Raw genomic sequence first — 19,187 nt, 5'->3', positions numbered from 1 at the left:
CGCTTCCTTGGCGCCGAGGGCGTTTTCCTCGCCCGTCGAGACGGCGGCGACGCCGCCTCCTCCTTAAGGGTGAGGAAAAACCGGCCCGCGCCGTCGAAATATCTGCAACCTCGTCCTTTGGGCGCGCCACGCGCGTCTCGAAAGATGAAGCCGCCTTACTTTACTTACGCCGCCGCTGCGGCCGCGTTGGCGAGGCCGACCTTCAGATCCTTCGCCTCGTAAATGCGCTCGCCGTCGACCGCGACCCAGCCGTCGGCCATGCCGAGGACGAGCTTGCCGGTGCGAACGCGCTTGAGGTCGACGCCATAAGTGACGAGCTTCGCCGTCGGTCGCACCTGGCCTGAAAACTTCACTTCGCCGACGCCGAGCGCCATGCCGCGGCCGGGGTTGCCGAGCCAGGCGAGGTAGAAGCCGACCATCTGCCACAGCGCGTCGAGGCCGAGACAGCCGGGCATGACCGGATTGCCCTTGAAGTGGCAGTCGAAGAACCACAGGCTCGGCTTGACGTCGAGTTCGGCGCGCATATAGCCCTTGCCGTGCTCGCCGCCCTCTTCGAAAATCTCGGTGATGCGGTCGAACATCAGCATCGGCGGCAGCGGCAGCTGCGCATTCCCCGGGCCGAAGAGCTCTTCGCGCCCACAGGCCAACAAATCCTCATAGCCGAATGACGAGCGCCGTTCGCTCATGGTCTCACCGCCTCCGCTGGAGCTTTGAAAAGCCCTCTTTCCATCCCTTTCGCGCCTCTCCGCCCTTAAGCTGAAGGACGCGACGCCCGCTTGTTTTTGACGGCCTGCGTTCCACCTGGACGCCACGCCGCTCTTTGAAGGGCCGACGTTCCGTAACATAGCCGGAGGCGCGCCGGAAGCGCCTGCTTTCCGCGGGCGGGCCAGCGGCCCGGAAAGCCTCGCGAAAGTTGAGGTTTGCGCGCGTTTTTGGTATAGGTCAAATAATTCCTGAGGTCTCACGAGCCGCCGACCATGGACGCTTTCGCCAACCGACCGCTCTCCCCCGACCTGCCCGAGCGCCATTCCGTTCACGACATGCTCGTCGGGGCCGGCCTGCGCCCGACCCGGCAACGCTTGGCGCTGGGCGAACTTCTGTTTCGCGGCGCCGACCGTCATGTGACGGCCGAGCGCCTCTTCGACGAGGCCGTCGCCGCCCATCTCTCGGTGTCGCTCGCAACCGTCTACAACACGTTGCATCAGTTCACGGACGCGGGCCTGTTGCGCGAAATCGCCGTCGATGGGGCGCGCGTCTATTTCGACACCAACGTCAAGGACCACCACCACTTCCTCGTCGAGGACGACGGCGAGCTTCACGACATTCCGGGGTCCAATGTGACCGTGGCGAATCTGCCGACGCCGCCCAAGGGCCTGCGCATCGACCGGGTGGACGTCGTCGTCCGGCTGCGACGGGAAGAGGGGTGATCGCCCCCGATCAGCCCCAGGGTCCCTGCGGATCGAGCGGATGGCGGCCGTCGCGCGGCAGGAAGGCGCTTTCTGGCGCCGGAACTTCCGCCAGGTTGCCCTCGATCGGAGACGAGTCGGCCGAAGGCGCGATCGCCACGTCCCGCCCGCCAGCGTAGTCGATCAGCGCGCGCACGCGTTCGTCCACGCTCGGATGGGTCGAGAACCAGCCCGACTCCTGCACGCGCGCCGGGCTTTCGATGAAGAAGGCGTGCATGCGCGACGGCATCGCCGGGATGACCGCATGCGCCTCGATCTTGCGCAAGGCGGAAATCATCGCGTCGGGGTTCTTGGTCAGCTCGACAGAACCCGCGTCGGCGAGAAACTCGCGCGAGCGCGACAGCGCGAAGCGGATCAGCACCGAGGCGCCCCAGCTCAAGGCGATGACCAGCAGGGCGATGAGGATCGCGAGCCCCGCGCCGCTCTCGCGCCGATTATCCTCCCGCTCGGGCGGCCGGTGGGGCGAAAAGCCGAAGGGGAAATCCCACCGCCGGATCGTGAGATCGGCCACGAAGGCGAAAATGCCGGCGAAGATCACCGCGATGACCATGAGCTGAACGTCGCGGTTGCGGATATGGGTCAGCTCATGGGCGAGCACCGCCTCGATTTCGGCGTCGGTGAGCTCGACCAGCAGGCCGCGCGTCACCGCGATCTTGTATTCGCCCTCCTTCAAGCCGGAAGCATAGGCGTTGAGCGCGTCGCTTTCGAGGATCTGAAGCGCGGGGATCGGAACGCCGCGCGAGATGCAGAGATTTTCCAGGAGATTGTAGAGCCTGGGCGATTCGTCGCGGCTAACGGCGCGGGCGCCGGTGGCGAAGTCGATCATCCGCTGATGGAAAAGATAGGCGATGACGAACCATGCGCCCGCCCCCGCGACGCCCACCGGCCAGTTGTAGAAAAAGTCGCTTTTCGCCCGCGCGAGAATGACGTCGAAAGGCGCGTCTCCCGAGGCGACGGCCTCGTAGAGCAGCGAGAAGGAGAACATGAGCGCCAGAAGCAGCGCGACGAAACCGCCGAGCAGAAAGGCCGACCTCAGCCGGTTGGCGCGGATGTGGGAATAGAGGCCATAGGCTTTGAACATGGGCGGGTCTTGTCCGAAAAGCGAGTTTTATAGACTCGCGCTTGCTGCCACCGTCATTGCGCTCGACGCGGCGCGATAGCCGCCCGCCCGCCGCATCGCTCGGTCGCCACCGTGAAAGTTCAGAACTGCACCTTCGGCGCGGCTTCGATCGCCTTCTGCTCGGCGGCGTCGAGATTGAAATAATCCATGGGCTCGAAACCGAAACGCTGGGCGATCAGGAAGCCGGGAAAGCCCTCGCGGGTGGCGTTATATTCGGCGACCGTATTGTTGAGGAAGCGCCGCGCCGCCGCGATCTTGTTCTCGATATCGGCAAGTTCTCCCTGCAGCTCTTGAAAGTTCTGATTGGCCTTGAGGTCCGGATAGGCCTCGGACAGCGCGATGAGGCGGGAGAGCGCGCCCGTGAGCGCCCCCTCGGCGGCGCCCTGCGCATTGGGTCCCGAAGCGGCGACGGCGGCGTTGCGGGCCCGGATCACGTCCTCGAGCGTGGTCTTTTCGTGGGTCGCGTAGCCCTTCACGGTCTCCACGAGATTGGGAACCAGGTCGTGGCGTTGCTTCAGCTGGACGGCGATATCGGAGAAGGCCTGGCGCGAGCGCTGCCGCAGATTGACGAGCCCGTTGTAGACGCCGACGAGCCACAAGCCGACGGCGGCGACGAGGCCGAGAAAAACCAGTAACGCCATGGATCGACCCTCCCCTCGGCCGTTACGCGCAACCGCTTCGGCCGAACCGGCTCATGTTAGCCGTCTCGGGCCTTGAGGCAAAGGCGATCCATTTGACGGAAAGGCCGCTCACGCCTATCTCTTGGCGCAAAGCCTCAAGTTCCGCGACATGCGGCGAACCCTAAAAGAAACCGACTATGGCTCTTTTGCCGATCCTCACCCTTCCCGACCCGCGCCTGCGCAAGATCTCCGACCCTGTCGAGCGGGTGAACGCCGAGATCTTGACGATTCTCGACGACATGCTGGAGACCATGTACGCCGCGCCCGGCATCGGGCTCGCGGCCATTCAGGTCGCCGTGGCCAAGCGCATGGTCGTCGTCGACATCGGCAAGTCCGAGGAGGAGCGCGACCCGCTGTTCCTCATCAATCCGGAGATCGTCTGGGCCTCCGAGGAGCTTTCCTCCTACAACGAGGGCTGCCTCTCGGTGCCGGATTATTTCGACGACGTGAAGCGGCCGGCCCTGGTCAGGGTCCGCCATCTGGACCGCGCCGGCAAGACGCAGGAGTTCGACGCCGCCGGCCTGCTGGCGACCGTCGTGCAGCATGAGCTCGAACATCTCGAGGGCGGGCTCTTCATCGACAATATCTCGCGCCTGAAACGCGAGCGCGTCGTGAAGAAATTCGCGAAGGCGGCCCGCTTCGACGAGATCGCGGCCCAGCGCCGCGAGGCCGCCCGCCAGTCGGAAGAAGCCGGGGCCTGACGATTGCGCCTCATCTTCATGGGCACGCCGGACTTCGCGACGGCGCTGCTGAAAGAGATTTGCGCCCGCGGCCATGAGGTCGCGGCGGTCTATTCCCAGCCGCCGCGCCCCGCCGGACGGGGAATGTCGGAAAAGAAATCCAGCGTTCATCAGTTCGCCGACGCCAAAGGGCTTCCCGTGCGCACGCCGAAGAGCCTGCGCGGCGCCGAGGAGCAGGAAGCGTTTAAATCGCTCGGCGCCGATGTCGCGGTGGTCGCGGCCTACGGGCTTTTGCTGCCGCAGCCGATCCTCGACGCGCCGAAACATGGATGTCTCAATCTGCATGGATCGCTGCTGCCGCGCTGGCGCGGCGCGGCGCCGATCCAGCGCGCCATCATGGCCGGCGACGCCGAGACCGGCGTCGAGGTGATGAAGATGGACGCGGGGCTCGACACCGGTCCGGTCGCGTTGACCGCCAAAACTCCCATCGGCCCGGACATGACGGCCGGCGAGCTGCACGACCGGCTCGCCGCGCTGGGCGCGCCGCTGATGGCCGACGCGCTCGATCTTCTGGCCAAGGGCGAGTTGCGCTTCACGCCACAGCGGGAAGAGGGCGCCTGCTACGCCCAGAAGATCGACAAACCCGAAGCGCGCATCGACTGGCGCCGGAGCGCGCGCGATCTGCACAATCACGTGCGCGGCCTCGCGCCTTTTCCGGGGGCTTTTTTCGAGGCCGATCTCGGCCATGGCCGCGAGCGGGTGAAAGTGTTGCGCACGAAGATCGAGGACGGCAAGGGCGCGCCGGGAGCGGTTCTCGACGACGAAGGCCTCGTCGCCTGCGGCGAGGGGGCGCTGCGCCTGCTGCGCGTCCAGCGCGCCGGCAAGGGGGAGATGGGGATCGAGGAATTCCTGCGCGGCCGCCAGCTCGCCAGGGGCGCCGTGTTGGCATGAGAAAGGCGTGGCGTCGCCCCTCGTGCGTCGAGACGCCGTCTCCGGCGGCTCCTTTCGGACGTCGTCCTTGGCGGCAAGCGCGCAGGCCTCATCCTGAGGAGCGAGCGACGCTCGCGTCTCGAAGGACGAGGCCGCCTCGGCAGTTCGAACCCGTCGCTTAAATGCCCCGTTACGCCCTGACGATAGAATATGACGGCGGGCCGTTCGTCGGCTGGCAGCGGCAGGCCAACGGCGTCTCCGTGCAGCAGCGGCTGGAGGAGGCGGTTCTCGCCATCAATGCCCAACGCGCCGTCATTCACGGCGCGGGTCGCACGGACGCCGGCGTCCACGCGCTCGGCCAGGTCTCTCATGTCGATCTCGTCCGCGAGTGGCGGGTCGATCGCCTGCGCGACGCGCTCAATGCGCATTTGAAACCCGACCCGATCGCCGTGCTCGCGGCGCGGGCGGTTCCAGAGACGTTCGAAGCGCGCTTTTCAGCGATCCGCCGCCATTACCGCTATGTGATCGACAATCGCCGCGCGCCGCTCACCGTGACGCTCGGACGCGCCTGGCACGTCAAGCGCCCGCTCGACGCCGAAGCGATGCACGCCGCGGCGCAACGGCTCGTCGGTCGCTTCGACTTCACAACCTTCCGCGCCTCGGAATGCCAGGCCAATTCGCCGATCCGGACATTGGAGCGGCTCGACGTGCGCCGTGAGGGCGACCGCATCAAAATCGTCACCTGCGCCCGCTCCTTCCTGCACAATCAGGTGCGCTCCATGGCCGGTTCGCTGGAACATGTCGGGACCGGCAAATGGACCGCCGACGATCTCGAAGCGGCCCTCGTCGCGAAAGACCGTGCGCGCTGCGGACAAGTCGCGCCGCCGCACGGTCTCTATCTCGTCGCGGTCGATTACTGAGCCGGCGACGGCGCTTGTCGCTTCACGACCGCGATTGTCGGGGCGTCCGGCCATACGGACTTCACATTTGCGGACTTGCCGATGGCTTTTTGAAGCCTCGCCGATTTCTCCTTGGCCAGCGCGCCATGCAAAGGAATGACGCTCGCCGACAGAACGGCGGCAAGAATGCCGTTAACGCAGGGTTCATTTTGGATCATGAAAATCCCCTCTGGTAACGCCCCCGCGCGCCGGCGAATCGAACCGGCTTGGCCCGACGCCATGACGCCGCGAAACGAAGGAGATGTTGCGCCAAGCAATTGACCCGGCGGCGTTTTTATTGCGGCGGCTTTCCGGCGGCCGCTATTCTGAGTTGCGATCGAGCATCATCCTTCTCGAAAAAGTGCAATTTACGCCGCTGCGTCACTCCGGTTCGGCTCGGCCCGTCACCATCGGCCGCAACACGCCCTTGACGCTCACCGCCAGCGCGACATGCAGGAGAATGAAAAGAACCAGTGCGGTCATTGCGAAGAAGTGCACCCGCCGCGCCCCCTCATAGCCGCCCATGACGGCGGCGAGTTCCTGCAGCTGCACCGGCTTCCACAGCGCGAGGCCGGAGAGGATGGCGACGACGATGGCGAGGATCGCAAAGACATAGGCGATGCGCTGCGCCGCTGTGTAGCATCCCGGCGCATGCGCGGTTTCTCCGGCGACGGCGTCACGAATGTCGCGCCAGGCGCCGGCGAGCGAGAGCGGGAGCAGGCGACGCCGAAAATGGCCCGTGAGCACGCCGTAAAGAAGATAGGCGACGAGATTTGCGCCGAGCAGCCACATGGCGGCGAAATGCCAGGCGAGCGCGCCCGCGAGCCAGCCGCCGAGGGTGAGGCCGCGCGGAAACTCGAAATTCCAGATCGGCGCGGCGTCATAGATGCGCCAGCCGCTCAAGATCATGATGATGACGGCGAGCGCGTTCACCCAGTGCAGCACCCGCAACGCGAGCGGGTGAATGACATGCTTTTCTTCCTTCACGCTCGGCTCCGCATCCTGCCGGGGCGCCCCGCCCGTCGTTGACAGCCCGGCGGGGATTGATCAAAGACGAGAACCGGACTTGCCGCCCGTCTCGTCAATCTTAAGGCGACGCATGCGCATTTTCATCACTGGCGCGGCCGGATTCGTCGGCTTTCATCTGGCGCGGCGGCTGCTGGCCGCGGGCCATACGGTCGACGGCTTCGATGGGCTGACGCCCTATTACGATCCGCGGCTGAAACAGGCGCGGCGCGACATCCTTCTCCAGCATGAGACCTACCACGACAATGTCGCCATGCTCGAAGATATGGCGGCGCTCACGGACGCCGCGGAGCAGAGCGCCCCGGACGTCATCATCCACCTCGCCGCCCAGGCCGGCGTGCGCTACAGCCTCGAAAATCCGCGCGCCTATGTCGAATCCAATCTCGTCGGCGCTTTCAACGTGATGGAAATCGCGCGCCTCCTCAAGCCGCGCCATCTGCTCATCGCCTCGACCAGCTCCGTCTATGGCGCAAACCCGACCGTGCCGTTTTTCGAGGACGACCGCACCGACCATCCGCTGACCCTCTATGCGGCGAGCAAGAAGGCCGGCGAGGTCATGGCGCATTCCTATGCGCATCTATGGGCGATCCCGACCACGCTGTTCCGCTTCTTTACCGTCTATGGCCCCTGGGGCCGCCCCGACATGGCGCCGTTGAAGTTTCTCGACGCCATCGAAGCCGGGCGCCCGATCGACGTCTACAATCACGGAAACATGTCGCGCGACTTCACCTATGTCGACGATCTCGTCGAGGCGGTGGCGCGGCTCGTCGACTGCGTCCCCGAGCGCGACGCCGGCGACCCTTCCGTCTCTCCCGTTGCGCCCTGGCGCGTGGTGAATATCGGCGGCGGCGCGCCCGTACAGCTTCTCGACTTCATCGATACGCTGGAAAAGGTCGTCGGCAAAAAAGCGATCCGCAATTATCTCGACATGCAGAAAGGCGACGCGCCGCGCACCTTCGCCTCCGCCGACCTCTTGGAGCGGCTCACTGGGTATCGGCCGCAGACCCCGGTCGAGGAGGGCGTGAAGTCGCTGGTCGAATGGTATCGGGACTATCGCGCCAAGTATGGGCCGCTGCAAATTTGATTGTCGTATGCGCAAGTTAAAAACGTCAAGGCGCCGGTTCTCATGTCTGGAAAATCGCGCGGGTGTCTACACTGGGAAACCCGCGCGCCGTCCGGCTTCAACGCGGTCAAATGTGATTAATGCTGAATGAACACAGCGCGCCGCCGGGCGACCATCGGACCGCGGACGACAACGTCGGGCGTTCCCGGCTGGACGGGGTCCGAGCCATTTCGGGCAGGCTGAAAGCTCTGGTCGGGGACACGCTTTCGGCGCTCGTCCTCTTCCCTGTTTCGGCGACCTATCTGCTCTCCTATACGGCGCTGGTCTATTCCGGGCCGCTGGCGTTTGGCCGGCCGGCCGGGCTCGCGGCGATGCTCGTCACCAGCCTTGTCGCAGGTCTCGTGACCGGCCTGGCGAGCTCGTTTCGTTTCGCCTGCGGCACGCTCGACAACAACGCCACCGCCATCATGGCGATGGTTGCGGCGGCGATCGCGGGCGAAATGGGACGGGAGGCCGAGCCGCGGTCGCTTCTCGCCACCGTGATTGTCGGCATGGCGATCGCCGGCGTCGTTGCGGGCGCATCCCTTCTTTGCCTCGGGCTGGGACGCGCGGGCGCGATCGTTCGTCTCATGCCGCTGCAGGTCATGGCCGGCTTCGTCGGGACGACGGGATGGATCCTTGCAGCGGGCGGGCTGCGGGTCGCGCTCGGGCGGCCGCCGGGCCTCGACATGTTTTCGGACCCGGCCGCCAATCTCCGTCTCGCCGCCATGGCCGCGATGGCGGGCGCGTTCGGCTATGTCGCCCCGCGCGCGCGGTCGCCCTTCGTTCTCCCCACCCTCATCGCCCTTTGCATCTTCGCCCACCACGCGGTCTTCGGCTTCCTCGGCGTCGGCCTCGCGGCGCAGCGCGCGGGGGGGTGGCTCATCGCCTTTCCGTCAAATCTGGAGCCATCCATTCCCTGGCGTTGGGACACGCTGGCGCATGTCGACTGGACGGCCCTTTCGCATCAGGCTCTTGCGCTCGTCGTTCTCGCCCTCGTTTGCCCGATCAGCCTCCTGCTCACGGCGACCGGCCTGGAGACCGCGACGCGGCGGGAAGCGCGCATCGATCGCGAGCTCGTCGCCGGGGGGCTCTCGTCCTTGGCGAGCGGGCTCGCCGGCGGCACGATCGGCTTCGTCACCTTCGCCCGCAGCATGACGTTGCAGGAGGCGGGCGCGCAGAGCCGGCTCGCCCCCCTGCTCGCCACGCTGCTCACTGGCGTTCTGCCATTTGTTTTTCCGTCCGTTCTCGGCGTCATCCCGGTGACGGCGCTCGGCGGCCTGCTGTTCTTTCTGGGCTTGAGCCTGCTCTACAAATGGGTCTACCAGACAAAAGCGAAAATGCCCCTGGGCGAATGGGCCGCCATCCCGATCGTCGTCGCGCTTTCCGTGCATTACGACGTGATCGTCGGCATATTTGCGGGGGTCGTGATCGGATGCGTGCATTTCACCGTCACCTACGGCCTCGGCGCGCCGGTGCGGGCGCGCTATTTCGGCGACGTCGCCGTCAGCAATGTTTGGCGCGCGCACGGCGACCGGGAGCTTTTGTGGCGTACGGCGCAGGAGCGGCTCGTTCTCTATCTGCAGGGGTTTCTGTTTTTCGGAGTCGCCAATCGCCTGTTGAAGGCCGTCCGCGCCGAAATCGACCGGACGAAGGACCTGCGCTGGCTCATTCTCGATCTCGGCGGGGTCGACGGCGTCGACAGTTCGGCGGTCTCTTCCTTTGAGCGAATCTGCGAAGTCGCCGCTGAAAGAAACATAGGGGTCCTGTTCGCGGCCATGCCCGACGAGATCGCCGCGCGGCTGCGCAAGGCGCATCGCCCCGATGGCGCAACGCCGGTCTTCGCGCCGTCGCTCGACGAGGCGCTGGAATGGTGCGAGGAGCGCGCCCTTGCAGCGGCCGGCGGCGAACGATGCGAGCCGGAAACCCTTTCAGCGACGCTCGCGGCCCAATTCGGGCCCGAGACGGCCCGCGTCTTCCTGGACCATTTCACAATGGGCGACATCCCGGCGGGGGCGGAGCTGATGACGCAAGGCGCGGTCACGGACGACCTCGCCTTCATCGAGAGCGGGAGGGCGAGCGTCCTGGTCTCTTATGAGGGCAGGGCGCCGATGCGGGTCCGCACGCTGGTGGCGGGGACGATGGTCGGGGAGCTGGGCTTCTACACCGGCGGACCCCGCACCGCGACGGTCCGCGCCGAGACGGATTGCCGGATTATTCGTGTCGCGCCAGCCGACGTTCGGCGCCTGGAGGAGACGCATCCGCATCTGGCCTTGGCGTTTCACAGCCTGATTGCGCGCCGTCTCTGCCTGCGCATCCATGACAAGGATCACCTGATCGCGGGGCTCATGCGGAGCATGAGACGCAGGGCGCTGTAAAGCTGCGCGGACCCTCGGGTTGCGCTGCGCCCGGCCCAGTCAAATCCAGTCGGGCGCGCGATCCAGCGCGATGAGCTCCTCGACGCTCGGACGCGGGCGGATGATCGCGAAACGGTCGCCGTCGACCAGAACCTCGGGGATCAGCGGGCGGGTGTTGTAGGTTCCCGCCTGCACCGCGCCATAGGCGCCGGAGGTGAGGACGGCCAGCAGCTCGCCGGGGAGCGCCTCCGGCAGCTTCCGGTCGAGCGCGACATAGTCTCCCGTCTCGCAGACCGGCCCGACGACGTCCACAATGATCTCCCGGCGGTCCACCGGCTCGCGAACGGGGATGATGTCGTGCCAGGCGTCATAGAGCGTCGGGCGGACGAGGTCGTTCATCCCCGTATCGACGATGAGGAAAGTCTTGGCCTCGCCCCGCTTGACGTAAATCACGCGCGTGACCAGCACGCCGGCGTTGCCGACGATGAGGCGCCCGGGTTCGAAGACGAGCTTGCAGCCGAGCCCGCCGAAATGGCGCCGCACGATCTCGGCGTAGCGCTCGGGGTGATAGGACTGCGGATCGTCGCCCTCGTGATAGGGGATGCCGAGTCCGCCGCCGAGGTCGACATGGCTAATGTCATGGCCGTCGGCGCGCAGGTCCCTGACGAGTTCCGCCAGCAGCGAAAAGGCCTCGTCGAAGGGCGCGAGGTCGGTGAGCTGCGAGCCGATATGCATGTCCGCGCCGCAAACCCTGATCCCCGGAAGTTTTGCAGCCCGGGCGTAAACCTCGCGGGCGCGCGAGAGCGGGACGCCGAATTTGTTCTCGGCCTTTCCGGTCGAAATCTTCTTATGCGTCCGCGCGTCCACGTCCGGATTGACGCGAAGAGACACGGGCGCGACGCCGCCCCGCGCCGCGGCGATGCGCGAGATCGCTTCGAGCTCGGGCTCGGATTCGATGTTGAAGCAGAAGATGCCGGCGTCGAGCGCGGCGGCGATCTCCTCGTCCGTCTTGCCGACGCCCGAGAACGTAATCTTCGATCCGGGGACGCCCGCCGCCAGCGCGCGGGCGAGTTCGCCGCCCGAGACGACGTCCATGCCGGCGCCTTCCTTGGCGAGAAGACGCAGCACAGCCTGGTTCGAATTGGCCTTCATCGCATAGCAAACGAGCGCGTCGAGCCCCTGGAAGGCTTCGGCGAAGACGCGGAAATGCCGGCGGATCGTCGCCGCGGAATAGACGTAGAAGGGCGTGCCCGCCGCCGCGGCGATGTCGGACACGGCGACGTCCTCGGCGTAGAGCGCGCCGCCGCGATAATCGAAATGGCGCATGGGCTTTTAGAGCAGCGGATCGAGCGGGAAGGGATAGTCCTCCGGCGGGCGGTTCCCGATGGTTCCGGGAATGGGCGGGGGCGGCGGCGCAGGAACGGCCTGCCCGGGCGCGGGCTTCGGACCGGTCTTGGCCAGCGCCGCCTCCTGTTGCGCCCTGAGCGCCGCGCCGCGCGCCTGCACGTCGGGCGGCAGCTCCAGCGGCCCGCGACGGCCACAGGCGGACAGGCCGACCACAGCGGCGGCGAGCAGGAGAATGAGGCGAAGAGGGCGAGGCGTCACGGGCTGTCCGTCCGGCGTTTTTTACGAAACGGCGGCACTATACCGATCCCGCCCGAAAAGGCGAGAGCGCCGCCTCAACTCACTTTACGTTTCAAGAGCCTGTTCGCGGCGCGCTTGGCGAACTCCCGCACCCGCCGCCGCCTCTGCTCGCGGCGCAGAGCCGCCTCGAAACCCTCGTCGCGCAGCGAGACCGCAATGTCGCAGAGCGCGACGCGATCCGGCCACAGCCGGCCGATCATCGGATGTCTGGCGATGGCGCAGGAATCGGTCAGCTCGATCTCCGGCCGCGCGAGCTGAAGCGCGGCGAGCGCATGAGCGAGCTGAACGCCTGGCGCCAGGGCGCGCAGGCCGTCGTCGATGGCCATTTTCCAACAGTAGCTGCGGTTCTGGCTCTGGAGCAGGATCGCCATGGCGATCGCCCGCCCGTCGAGGCGCAGCGCGGCGATTTTGCAGAGTCCGTCGACGGCGAGAAGGCGCGTGGCGCTGCGCAAGAACGTCGCTCGCGCGGGTTCGGAGAGAAAGGCGCCGCGCCCGGCCTTCCATCCCGAGGCTTCGAGCGCCAGAAACTCCTCGACCGCCGCCCGCGCCGCGCCCGCATCGGCGACGATCCCAAACTCGACGGCGCCGCGCTCGGCGAGGCGGCGTTGGGTGCGGCGGATGTCGTTCACCTTCTTGAGTCCGCCCGCCTGCCTGCATTTTTCGTCGGCGGATCCTCCCGGCGTGAGCGCCGCGCGGGCGAAGCTTTCCAGTATTTCGATGCGCCGCCCCCGCCGCGTCGCCGCGTCGACGAGCGCGGTGTGGAACGCGCCGCCGAGGGGCACGCGGGGAAACAGGGCGCCCGCGGCGGGGCTCGCCGCTGCGGCCCAGTCCAGAAAAGCGACGAGCGTCTCCGGCGCCTGATCGCGGAGCACGAGCGGCGTCGCCAGCGCCGTCAAGTCGCCGCGCCAGACGCGAACGAGCCCATCGGCGCCGGAAAGGCCCGTCGGCGCGAGCGGAAAGATTGCTGCGAGGTCGCCGTGCATGTTGCGAAGCGCAATGAAGCGCGGCCGGTCGTCGGGCGGAAGGTGCCGCGCCGCGGCGAGAGCGAAGCCATGCTCGAAAAAGGGGCTGGGCTCGAGCGCCCCCTGGGCGAGGGCGCTCCAGTCCGCCCGGGCGTCTTCGATCGCCTGCGGCGAAAGCTCAACCGCCTGAAAGGCTACTGGCTTCGGCAAGAACCATGCTCCAGTCGCGACGTGCGGCGCGCTCTGCGCCGCACGGCCGAAGCCGCGGCTCCATCCGACGAAGACGCCGGCCAGGCGGCTTCCCCGCAGAAACGGCGCGGCGGCCTTCGCAAATCCCGCGCTTTGTCCCATCTTGACCCCCAAGGAGACGAAAACGGGACGACGTCCGAACTTCGCGCCCCGTTCTCGCAAGGAATTCAAGACGCGCGCCATCAACCCTAATGCCCAGCGCGGCTTTACCGCCAGCCGCCTGCATGTTTAGGTCGCTCACATGAAAAAATTCTCGCTTGTTCTCATCTCTTGCCTGCTGGCCGGGGCGCCGTGCCAGGCGGCGATGCGCATTTCCATCGATCTCTCCAAGCAGCGGCTGACGGCGGCGCGCGACGGCGGCGAGACGGTCGTGTGGAAAATCTCGAGCGGCCGGCCGGGCTATGAGACGCCGACCGGGCGCTATTCGGTCATGCGGATGGAGGCCGAGCACTATTCGGACGAATATGAGCAGGCGCCCATGCCCTACGCCATCTTCTTTTCGCCGCGGGGCCTCGCCATTCATGGCACCTTCGAGCGCGGGCTCGGGAGTCCGCGCTCCCATGGCTGCGTTCGCCTTGCCGTCAACAACGCCCAGAAGCTTTTCACGTGGGTGGAGGCGCAAGGCGGCGCGACCATCGAGATCGTGGGCGAGACGCCCGCTGAGAGCCGACGCCCGAATCGCGCCAGGCGGCGCATGCCCGAGGTCGAGCCGGAAATCCAGCCTGTTCAAATCTATCGCTATTGACCGGGGCGCAGCGTTGCGCACAAGCAACAGTGGCGCGGGAATCCGCCCGCCGCCCGGGCTAAGCGTTTGCCGCGCGGAGGCCGAGCGGATATGCCTAGAATTTATGTAAATTGCGGACAGACGAGAGTAAGCCTTTGACGACATCGAAGACCCCCCTTCTCGATCAGATCCCGACGCCCGAGGAGCTGCGCAAGCTTCCGCCCGGCCAGCTCAAGCAGGTCGCGGATGAATTGCGCCGCGAGACGATCGACGCCGTCTCGGTGACGGGCGGGCATCTGGGCGCGGGGCTCGGCGTGGTCGAGCTGACGGTGGCGCTGCATTATGTCTTCGACACGCCGCGCGACCGCATCATCTGGGACGTCGGGCACCAGACCTATCCGCACAAGATCCTGACCGGGCGGCGCGACCGCATCCGCACGCTGCGCATGGGCGGCGGCCTCTCGGGCTTCACCAAGCGCGCGGAGAGCGAATATGACGCTTTCGGCGCCGGCCATTCCTCGACCTCCATTTCGGCGGGGCTCGGCATGGCGGTGGCGCGCGATCTCGCGCAGGGCAATAATCACGTCGTCGCCGTCATTGGCGACAGCTCCATGTCCGCCGGCATGGCCTATGAGGCGCTCAACAACGCCGGCGCGCTGGATTCCCGCCTCATCGTCATTCTCAACGACAATGACATGTCCATCGCGCCGCCGACCGGCGCCATGTCGGCCTATCTCGCCCGCCTCGTCTCCGGCGGCGCCTATCGCTCGATCCGCGACGCGGCGAAGCAGCTCGCCTCGCATCTGCCGCGCTTCATCTACGACAAGGCGCGCAAGGCCGAGGAGTTTTCGCGCAGCTTCATCACCGGCGGCACGATGTTCGAGGAGCTCGGCTTCTATTACGTCGGGCCGATCGACGGGCACAATCTCGACCATCTGCTGCCCGTGCTGATGAATGTGCGCGACAAGGACGACGGCCCGGTGCTGGTCCATGTCGTGACCCAGAAGGGCAAGGGCTACGCCCCGGCCGAAGCGGCGGACGACAAATATCACGGGGTCGTGAAGTTCGACGTCGAGACCGGCAAGCAGTTCAAGCCCAAGGCCAACGCCCCGTCCTATACGGGCGTCTTCGCCAAGGCGCTGGTGGCGGAGGCCGAGCATGACGACAAAATCGTCGCCATCACCGCCGCCATGCCGTCGGGCACGGGCCTCGACACTTTCGGCAAGCATTTCCCCGAGCGCACCTTCGACGTCGCCATCGCCGAGCAGCATGCGGTGACTTTCGCGGCGGGCCTCGCCTGCGAGGGTTACAAGCCCTTCTGCGCGCTTTACTCCACCTTCCTGCAGCGCGGCTACGATCAGGTCGTGCACGACGTGGCGATCCAGCATCTGCCGGTGCGCTTCGCCATCGACCGCGCCGGGCTCGTCGGCGCCGACGGCCCGACCCACGCCGGCGCCTTCGACATCGCCTATCTCGGCTGCCTGCCGGGCATGGTGGTGATGGCCTGCGCCGACGAGGCGGAGCTGATGCATATGGTCGCGACGGCGGTGGCCTATGACCAGGGCCCCATCGCCTTCCGCTATCCGCGCGGCGAGGGCGTGGGCGTGGAGCTGCCCGAGCGGGGCGACGTTCTCGAGATCGGCAAGGGCCGCATCCTGCGCGAGGGGTCGAGAGTGGCGCTGCTGTCGCTCGGCACGCGTCTCGCCGAGGCGCTCAAGGCCGCCGACGAGCTGGAGGATTACGGGATCTCGACGACCGTCGCCGACGCCCGTTTCGCGAAGCCCGTCGACCGCGACCTCATTCGCCGCCTCGCCGCCAATCACGAGGTGGTGATCACGATCGAAGAAGGGTCGATCGGCGGCTTCGGGGCCCAAGTCTTCCAGGCGCTCTCGGACGACGGCCTGCTCGACGGAACGCGCGGCGCGTTCAAGTTTCGCAGCTTGACGCTGCCCGACGCCTATATCGACCACGACAAGCACGAGATCATGATCGCCAGAGCGATGCTGGACAGCAAGGCCATGGTCGCCAAGGCGCTCGAGCTGCTCGGCGACGAGAAGGCCGCGGCGCGGGTGATGATCGCCTGAGAGCGATCAGCCCGCCTGATTGTCCCGGAGCGTCGCGATAGTTTTTCGCCCCCGGCCGCGTGAGGTCTTCGGGAAAGAAGGTCGTGCCCGCCGAGGCGATGACCGCTGCGCACGGCGCTATAGGCGCAGCACATTTCGACGGGAGACGGACGAGGCGACGCGCGGCGTGACTTGAGCATGACTGTTCGAGACGCCGCCGTCGAGACGCCAGCCAGGCCAGAGTTAACGTCCCCCCTCGTCTTGAAAGGCGCCATGATCGGCGCATGGGCAAGATCGGCTTCATCCTGCGCGCCTCCGACGCCCCTGCCACCGCGGGCGCTTATGTGCTGTGGCTGCGGCTCGACGCGGCGCGGGAAGTCCGCGCGGGAAAGAGCGCCACCCGGCTTGCGGCCGGCGATTACCTCTATTGCGGCTCCGCCAAGGGGCCCGGCGGGCTGCGCGCGCGGCTCGCCCGCCACATGCGACGGGAGAAGCGCGCCCATTGGCACGTCGATCAGCTCACCGCGGCCGGGCGCGTGCTCGGCGCCTTCATTCTCGAGGGGGGAAGCGAATGCGCCCTCAACGCCGCGCTTGAAGCGCTGCCTGCGCCGGCGCCCGGCTTCGGCAGTTCGGGCTGCCCGCGCTGCGCCGCGCATCTGCGCGCTTTTCCAGTCTCTGCGGCGCTTCCTTCGGCATGGGAAAATGCTAGGAAGACGGCCGAATCCCGCCTCCTTCGCGCAGGAGGCGCAGCGGAATGAGTTCAATGTCCAAAGACGAAAAGAAATCCAAGGTTGAAGCGCGGGCGCCGCGCGGGCTCGCCGATCGCGAGGCGGCGGAACTCGCCGCCACCGGGCGCATGCTCGACGTCATCCGCGCGGTCTATGAGCTTTACGGCTTCGAAGCGCTGGAGACCCCTGCGATCGAATATACGGACGCGCTCGGTAAATTCTTGCCGGATCAGGACCGCCCGAACGAGGGCGTCTTTTCCTTCCAGGACGACGATGAGCAGTGGCTGTCGCTGCGCTACGACTTGACCGCGCCGCTCGCGCGTTTCGTCGCGCAGAATTACGACCGCCTGCCCAAGCCCTATCGCTCCTACCGCTGCGGCCATGTCTATCGCAACGAAAAGCCGGGGCCGGGACGCTTCCGCCAGTTCATGCAGTTCGACGCCGACACCGTCGGCTCCGCCTCGCCCGCCGCCGACGCCGAAATCTGCATGATGGCCGCCGACGCGCTGGAGCGGCTCGGGATCGCGCGGGGCGACTATGTGATCAAGATCAACAGCCGCAAGGTGCTCGACGGCGTGATGCAGGCGATCGGTCTCGCGGGCGACGAAAACGCGGGGCGCCGGCTCGTCGTGCTGCGCGCCATCGACAAGCTCGACCGCCTCGGCCCCGACGGAGTGCGCCAGCTTTTGGGCGAGGGCCGCAAGGACGAAAGCGGCGACTTCACCAAGGGCGCCGGCCTGTCGCTTCAGGCGATCGACACGATCATGTCCTTCAGCCTCGGCGGCCAGTATCGGGACGGCGCGCCGGCCTTCGACCTCTTCGGCCTGCTCGGCAAGAGCGAGATCGGCGCGCAGGGGGCGGAGGAGCTTCTGGAGATCGAGGATCTCGCGCGCGACGCCGGCTTCGGGCCGGACCGCATCCGCATCGACCCCTCCGTGGTGCGCGGCCTCGAATATTACACCGGCCCGGTCTTCGAGGCGGACCTGACCTTCGAAACCCGCGACGAGAAAGGCCATCCGGTGCGCTTCGGCTCCGTCGGCGGCGGCGGGCGCTACGACGGTCTCGTCGGGCGCTTCCGACCCGATAATACGCCGGCGACCGGCTTCTCCATCGGCGTCTCGCGCCTGTTCGCGGCGCTAAAGCTCGTCGGAAGCCCGATCGTGGCGGCGCGGCCGCATGTCGGGCCCGTCGTGGTGCTCGTGCTCGACCGCGACCGTCTCGCCGATTACCAGCGCATGGTCGCGCAATTGCGCGGCGCCGGCGTCGCCGCCGAGCTCTACCTCGGCGCGGCCGGCATGAAGGCGCAGATGAAATACGCCGACCGGCGCAATTCGCCGCTCGTGATCATCCAGGGTTCGGACGAGAAGGCGAAGGGCGAAGTGCAGATCAAGGATCTCGTCGCCGGCGCCAAGGCCGCCGCCGCCATCGCCACCAACGAGGAATGGAAGGCGGCGCGGCCGGCGCAGATTTCCGTCGCAGAGAGCGCGCTGGTCGAGGAGGTGGCCAAAGCGCTCGCCGGACAAAAAGAGCCGGGATAAAGGCGCCCGTCCGCGGGCGCTGCAAGCTAGGCGCGGCCCGCCTGGCGCGATAGGTTTAGGGAAACGCCTCGAAAAGGAAGCGCGACATGATCGGCGAGCCGCCCAAATCCATTGTCCACCCGACCGACCTCTCCTTTGCGAGCCAGGACGCCTTCGCCCACGCGCTGCGCATCGCCGTCGCGACGAAAGGGGTGCTGCATCTGCTGCATATCGCGGACGCCGAGGAAGACGATCCCGACAATTGGAACCGCTTCCCCCATGTGCGGGAAATGCTGGCGCGCTGGGGCATGATCGAGCCCGGCGCCTCGCGTCAGGAAGCGGCGGAAAAGCTCGGCGTCAACTTCGTGAAGGCGTCGATCGAATCGGAATCCCCTGTGCACGGCGTCGCAGCCTATGTCGAACGCCACCTGTGCGACCTCATGGTGCTGATGACGCATAACCGCACCGGGCTCGAACGCTGGCTCGAGGAGTCGATCGCCGAGGAGGCCGTGCGCGAGACGCGCATGCCGGCCCTGTTCCTGCGCGAGGACCATAAAGGGTTCGTCGATCGCGAGACGGGGGCGATCTCGCTCAATACGGTGCTGATGCCGGTCGAGGCGAGCGTGCCGCCGCTCGACGCCTTCCGCCATATCGCCGATTTCGCCCATGCGCTGAACCCGGCCGCCGACGTCATGCTGCTGCATGTGGGCGAGGACCTGCCGATCTTCGACGGCCTGCTGCCGCATATCGAGTTGCGGCAGGGCGGGGTGATCGACACGATCCTGTCTTACGCCGGAGAGATCGGCGCCGATCTCATCGCCATGCCGACGCAGGGGCGCCGCGGCCTGCTCGACGCGCTGCGCGGATCGACGACCGAGCGCGCGCTGCATGACGCGCCCTGCCCGGTTTATGCGGTCCCCGCGAAGTAAGGGTCGAACCTTCATCCGCCCGCTTTGCGCATCCCCCTTCTCCCCGTGAAGGGAGAAGGGGGGCGCGCGCAA

Annotated in this window: 19 protein-coding genes; 11 read left to right on the top strand and 8 right to left on the bottom strand. The window is 66.9% G+C overall.

Features of this window, described 5'->3' with window-relative positions:
• Positions 1 to 164 precede the first annotated feature (164 nt).
• Positions 165 to 686 carry a 3-hydroxyacyl-[acyl-carrier-protein] dehydratase FabA gene (fabA, locus tag RVU70_RS06735; RefSeq protein ID WP_363350310.1) on the bottom strand — a complete coding sequence of 174 codons (522 nt, stop codon included), beginning with the start codon at positions 684 to 686 and terminating at the stop codon, positions 165 to 167.
• 291 nt (positions 687 to 977) lie between these two features.
• Between fabA and irrA the strand changes: the two genes are divergently transcribed.
• Positions 978 to 1,427: an iron response transcriptional regulator IrrA gene (gene irrA, locus RVU70_RS06730; RefSeq protein ID WP_363350309.1), complete on the top strand. Its 450-nt coding sequence runs from the start codon at positions 978 to 980 to the stop codon at positions 1,425 to 1,427.
• A 10-nt stretch (positions 1,428 to 1,437) separates the two neighbouring features.
• Here irrA and RVU70_RS06725 read toward each other — a convergent pair whose 3' ends face one another.
• On the bottom strand, positions 1,438 to 2,547 hold the full coding sequence (locus RVU70_RS06725; RefSeq protein ID WP_363350308.1) for a M48 family metallopeptidase: 1,110 nt from the start codon (positions 2,545 to 2,547) through the stop codon (positions 1,438 to 1,440).
• A gap of 119 nt (positions 2,548 to 2,666) precedes the next feature.
• Positions 2,667 to 3,227 carry a LemA family protein gene (locus RVU70_RS06720; protein WP_363350307.1) on the bottom strand — a complete coding sequence of 187 codons (561 nt, stop codon included), beginning with the start codon at positions 3,225 to 3,227 and terminating at the stop codon, positions 2,667 to 2,669.
• A 176-nt stretch (positions 3,228 to 3,403) separates the two neighbouring features.
• Here RVU70_RS06720 and def point away from each other — a divergent pair, with 176 nt between their 5' ends.
• The 3 genes from def (at position 3,404) to truA (ending at position 5,796) form a co-directional block, all read left to right on the top strand.
• A complete protein-coding gene (gene def, locus RVU70_RS06715) occupies positions 3,404 to 3,967 on the top strand; it encodes a peptide deformylase (RefSeq protein WP_363350306.1) in 564 nt (187 codons plus the stop codon).
• A 3-nt stretch (positions 3,968 to 3,970) separates the two neighbouring features.
• A complete protein-coding gene (gene fmt, locus RVU70_RS06710) occupies positions 3,971 to 4,897 on the top strand; it encodes a methionyl-tRNA formyltransferase (RefSeq protein WP_363350305.1) in 927 nt (308 codons plus the stop codon).
• A 161-nt stretch (positions 4,898 to 5,058) separates the two neighbouring features.
• Entirely contained in the window at positions 5,059 to 5,796 is a 738-nt protein-coding gene (gene truA / locus RVU70_RS06705; protein ID WP_363350304.1) for a tRNA pseudouridine(38-40) synthase TruA, read from the top strand.
• On the opposite strand, the gene RVU70_RS06700 is transcribed toward truA, so the two are convergent.
• Both RVU70_RS06700 and RVU70_RS06695 read right to left on the bottom strand, forming a co-directional pair.
• Positions 5,790 to 5,993, bottom strand: coding sequence for a hypothetical protein (locus tag RVU70_RS06700; RefSeq protein ID WP_363350303.1), 204 nt, complete (start codon positions 5,991 to 5,993; stop codon positions 5,790 to 5,792). The two genes, truA and RVU70_RS06700, sit on opposite strands and share 7 nt — an antisense overlap.
• Positions 5,994 to 6,195: 202 nt before the next feature.
• Positions 6,196 to 6,801 carry a cytochrome b/b6 domain-containing protein gene (locus tag RVU70_RS06695; RefSeq protein WP_363350302.1) on the bottom strand — a complete coding sequence of 202 codons (606 nt, stop codon included), beginning with the start codon at positions 6,799 to 6,801 and terminating at the stop codon, positions 6,196 to 6,198.
• Positions 6,802 to 6,913: 112 nt separating this feature from the next.
• Between RVU70_RS06695 and RVU70_RS06690 the strand changes: the two genes are divergently transcribed.
• Both RVU70_RS06690 and RVU70_RS06685 read left to right on the top strand, forming a co-directional pair.
• Positions 6,914 to 7,924, top strand: coding sequence for an NAD-dependent epimerase/dehydratase family protein (locus RVU70_RS06690; RefSeq protein WP_363350301.1), 1,011 nt, complete (start codon positions 6,914 to 6,916; stop codon positions 7,922 to 7,924).
• A 119-nt stretch (positions 7,925 to 8,043) separates the two neighbouring features.
• Positions 8,044 to 10,320, top strand: coding sequence for a SulP family inorganic anion transporter (locus RVU70_RS06685; protein WP_363350300.1), 2,277 nt, complete (start codon positions 8,044 to 8,046; stop codon positions 10,318 to 10,320).
• Between the two features lie 39 nt (positions 10,321 to 10,359).
• Here the strand turns inward: RVU70_RS06685 and lysA are convergent, their stop codons facing one another.
• The 3 genes from lysA to RVU70_RS06670 form a co-directional block, all read right to left on the bottom strand.
• Positions 10,360 to 11,625, bottom strand: coding sequence for a diaminopimelate decarboxylase (lysA, locus tag RVU70_RS06680; protein WP_363350299.1), 1,266 nt, complete (start codon positions 11,623 to 11,625; stop codon positions 10,360 to 10,362).
• Positions 11,626 to 11,631: 6 nt separating this feature from the next.
• Complete coding sequence (locus RVU70_RS06675; RefSeq protein WP_363350298.1) at positions 11,632 to 11,904, bottom strand: LPS translocon maturation chaperone LptM; 273 nt, start codon at positions 11,902 to 11,904, stop codon at positions 11,632 to 11,634.
• A 74-nt stretch (positions 11,905 to 11,978) separates the two neighbouring features.
• Positions 11,979 to 13,256, bottom strand: a complete 1,278-nt coding sequence (locus RVU70_RS06670) for a GNAT family N-acetyltransferase (RefSeq protein WP_363350297.1) — start codon at positions 13,254 to 13,256, stop codon at positions 11,979 to 11,981.
• Positions 13,257 to 13,395: 139 nt separating this feature from the next.
• On the opposite strand from RVU70_RS06670, the gene RVU70_RS06665 reads away from it, so the two are divergent.
• The 5 genes from RVU70_RS06665 to RVU70_RS06645 all read left to right on the top strand — a co-directional run bounded on the left by RVU70_RS06665 (position 13,396) and on the right by RVU70_RS06645 (position 19,115).
• Complete coding sequence (locus tag RVU70_RS06665) at positions 13,396 to 13,899, top strand: L,D-transpeptidase (protein WP_363350296.1); 504 nt, start codon at positions 13,396 to 13,398, stop codon at positions 13,897 to 13,899.
• A 134-nt stretch (positions 13,900 to 14,033) separates the two neighbouring features.
• Positions 14,034 to 15,962 (top strand): 1-deoxy-D-xylulose-5-phosphate synthase, encoded by a 1,929-nt coding sequence (gene dxs / locus RVU70_RS06660; RefSeq protein ID WP_363350295.1) that lies wholly within the window; start codon positions 14,034 to 14,036, stop codon positions 15,960 to 15,962.
• A 263-nt stretch (positions 15,963 to 16,225) separates the two neighbouring features.
• Complete coding sequence (locus RVU70_RS06655; RefSeq protein WP_363350294.1) at positions 16,226 to 16,699, top strand: GIY-YIG nuclease family protein; 474 nt, start codon at positions 16,226 to 16,228, stop codon at positions 16,697 to 16,699.
• A gap of 5 nt (positions 16,700 to 16,704) precedes the next feature.
• Positions 16,705 to 18,207, top strand: coding sequence for a histidine--tRNA ligase (gene hisS / locus RVU70_RS06650; protein WP_363350293.1), 1,503 nt, complete (start codon positions 16,705 to 16,707; stop codon positions 18,205 to 18,207).
• A gap of 86 nt (positions 18,208 to 18,293) precedes the next feature.
• Positions 18,294 to 19,115 (top strand): universal stress protein, encoded by an 822-nt coding sequence (locus tag RVU70_RS06645; RefSeq protein ID WP_363350292.1) that lies wholly within the window; start codon positions 18,294 to 18,296, stop codon positions 19,113 to 19,115.
• Positions 19,116 to 19,187: the final 72 nt, after the last annotated feature.

The sequence above is a fragment of the Methylocystis echinoides genome (assembly GCF_040687965.1).
Lineage (GTDB): Bacteria > Pseudomonadota > Alphaproteobacteria > Rhizobiales > Beijerinckiaceae > Methylocystis > Methylocystis echinoides_A.
Note: the sequence above shows the minus strand (reverse complement) of the source record. Positions and strands in the feature narration are given on the sequence as shown.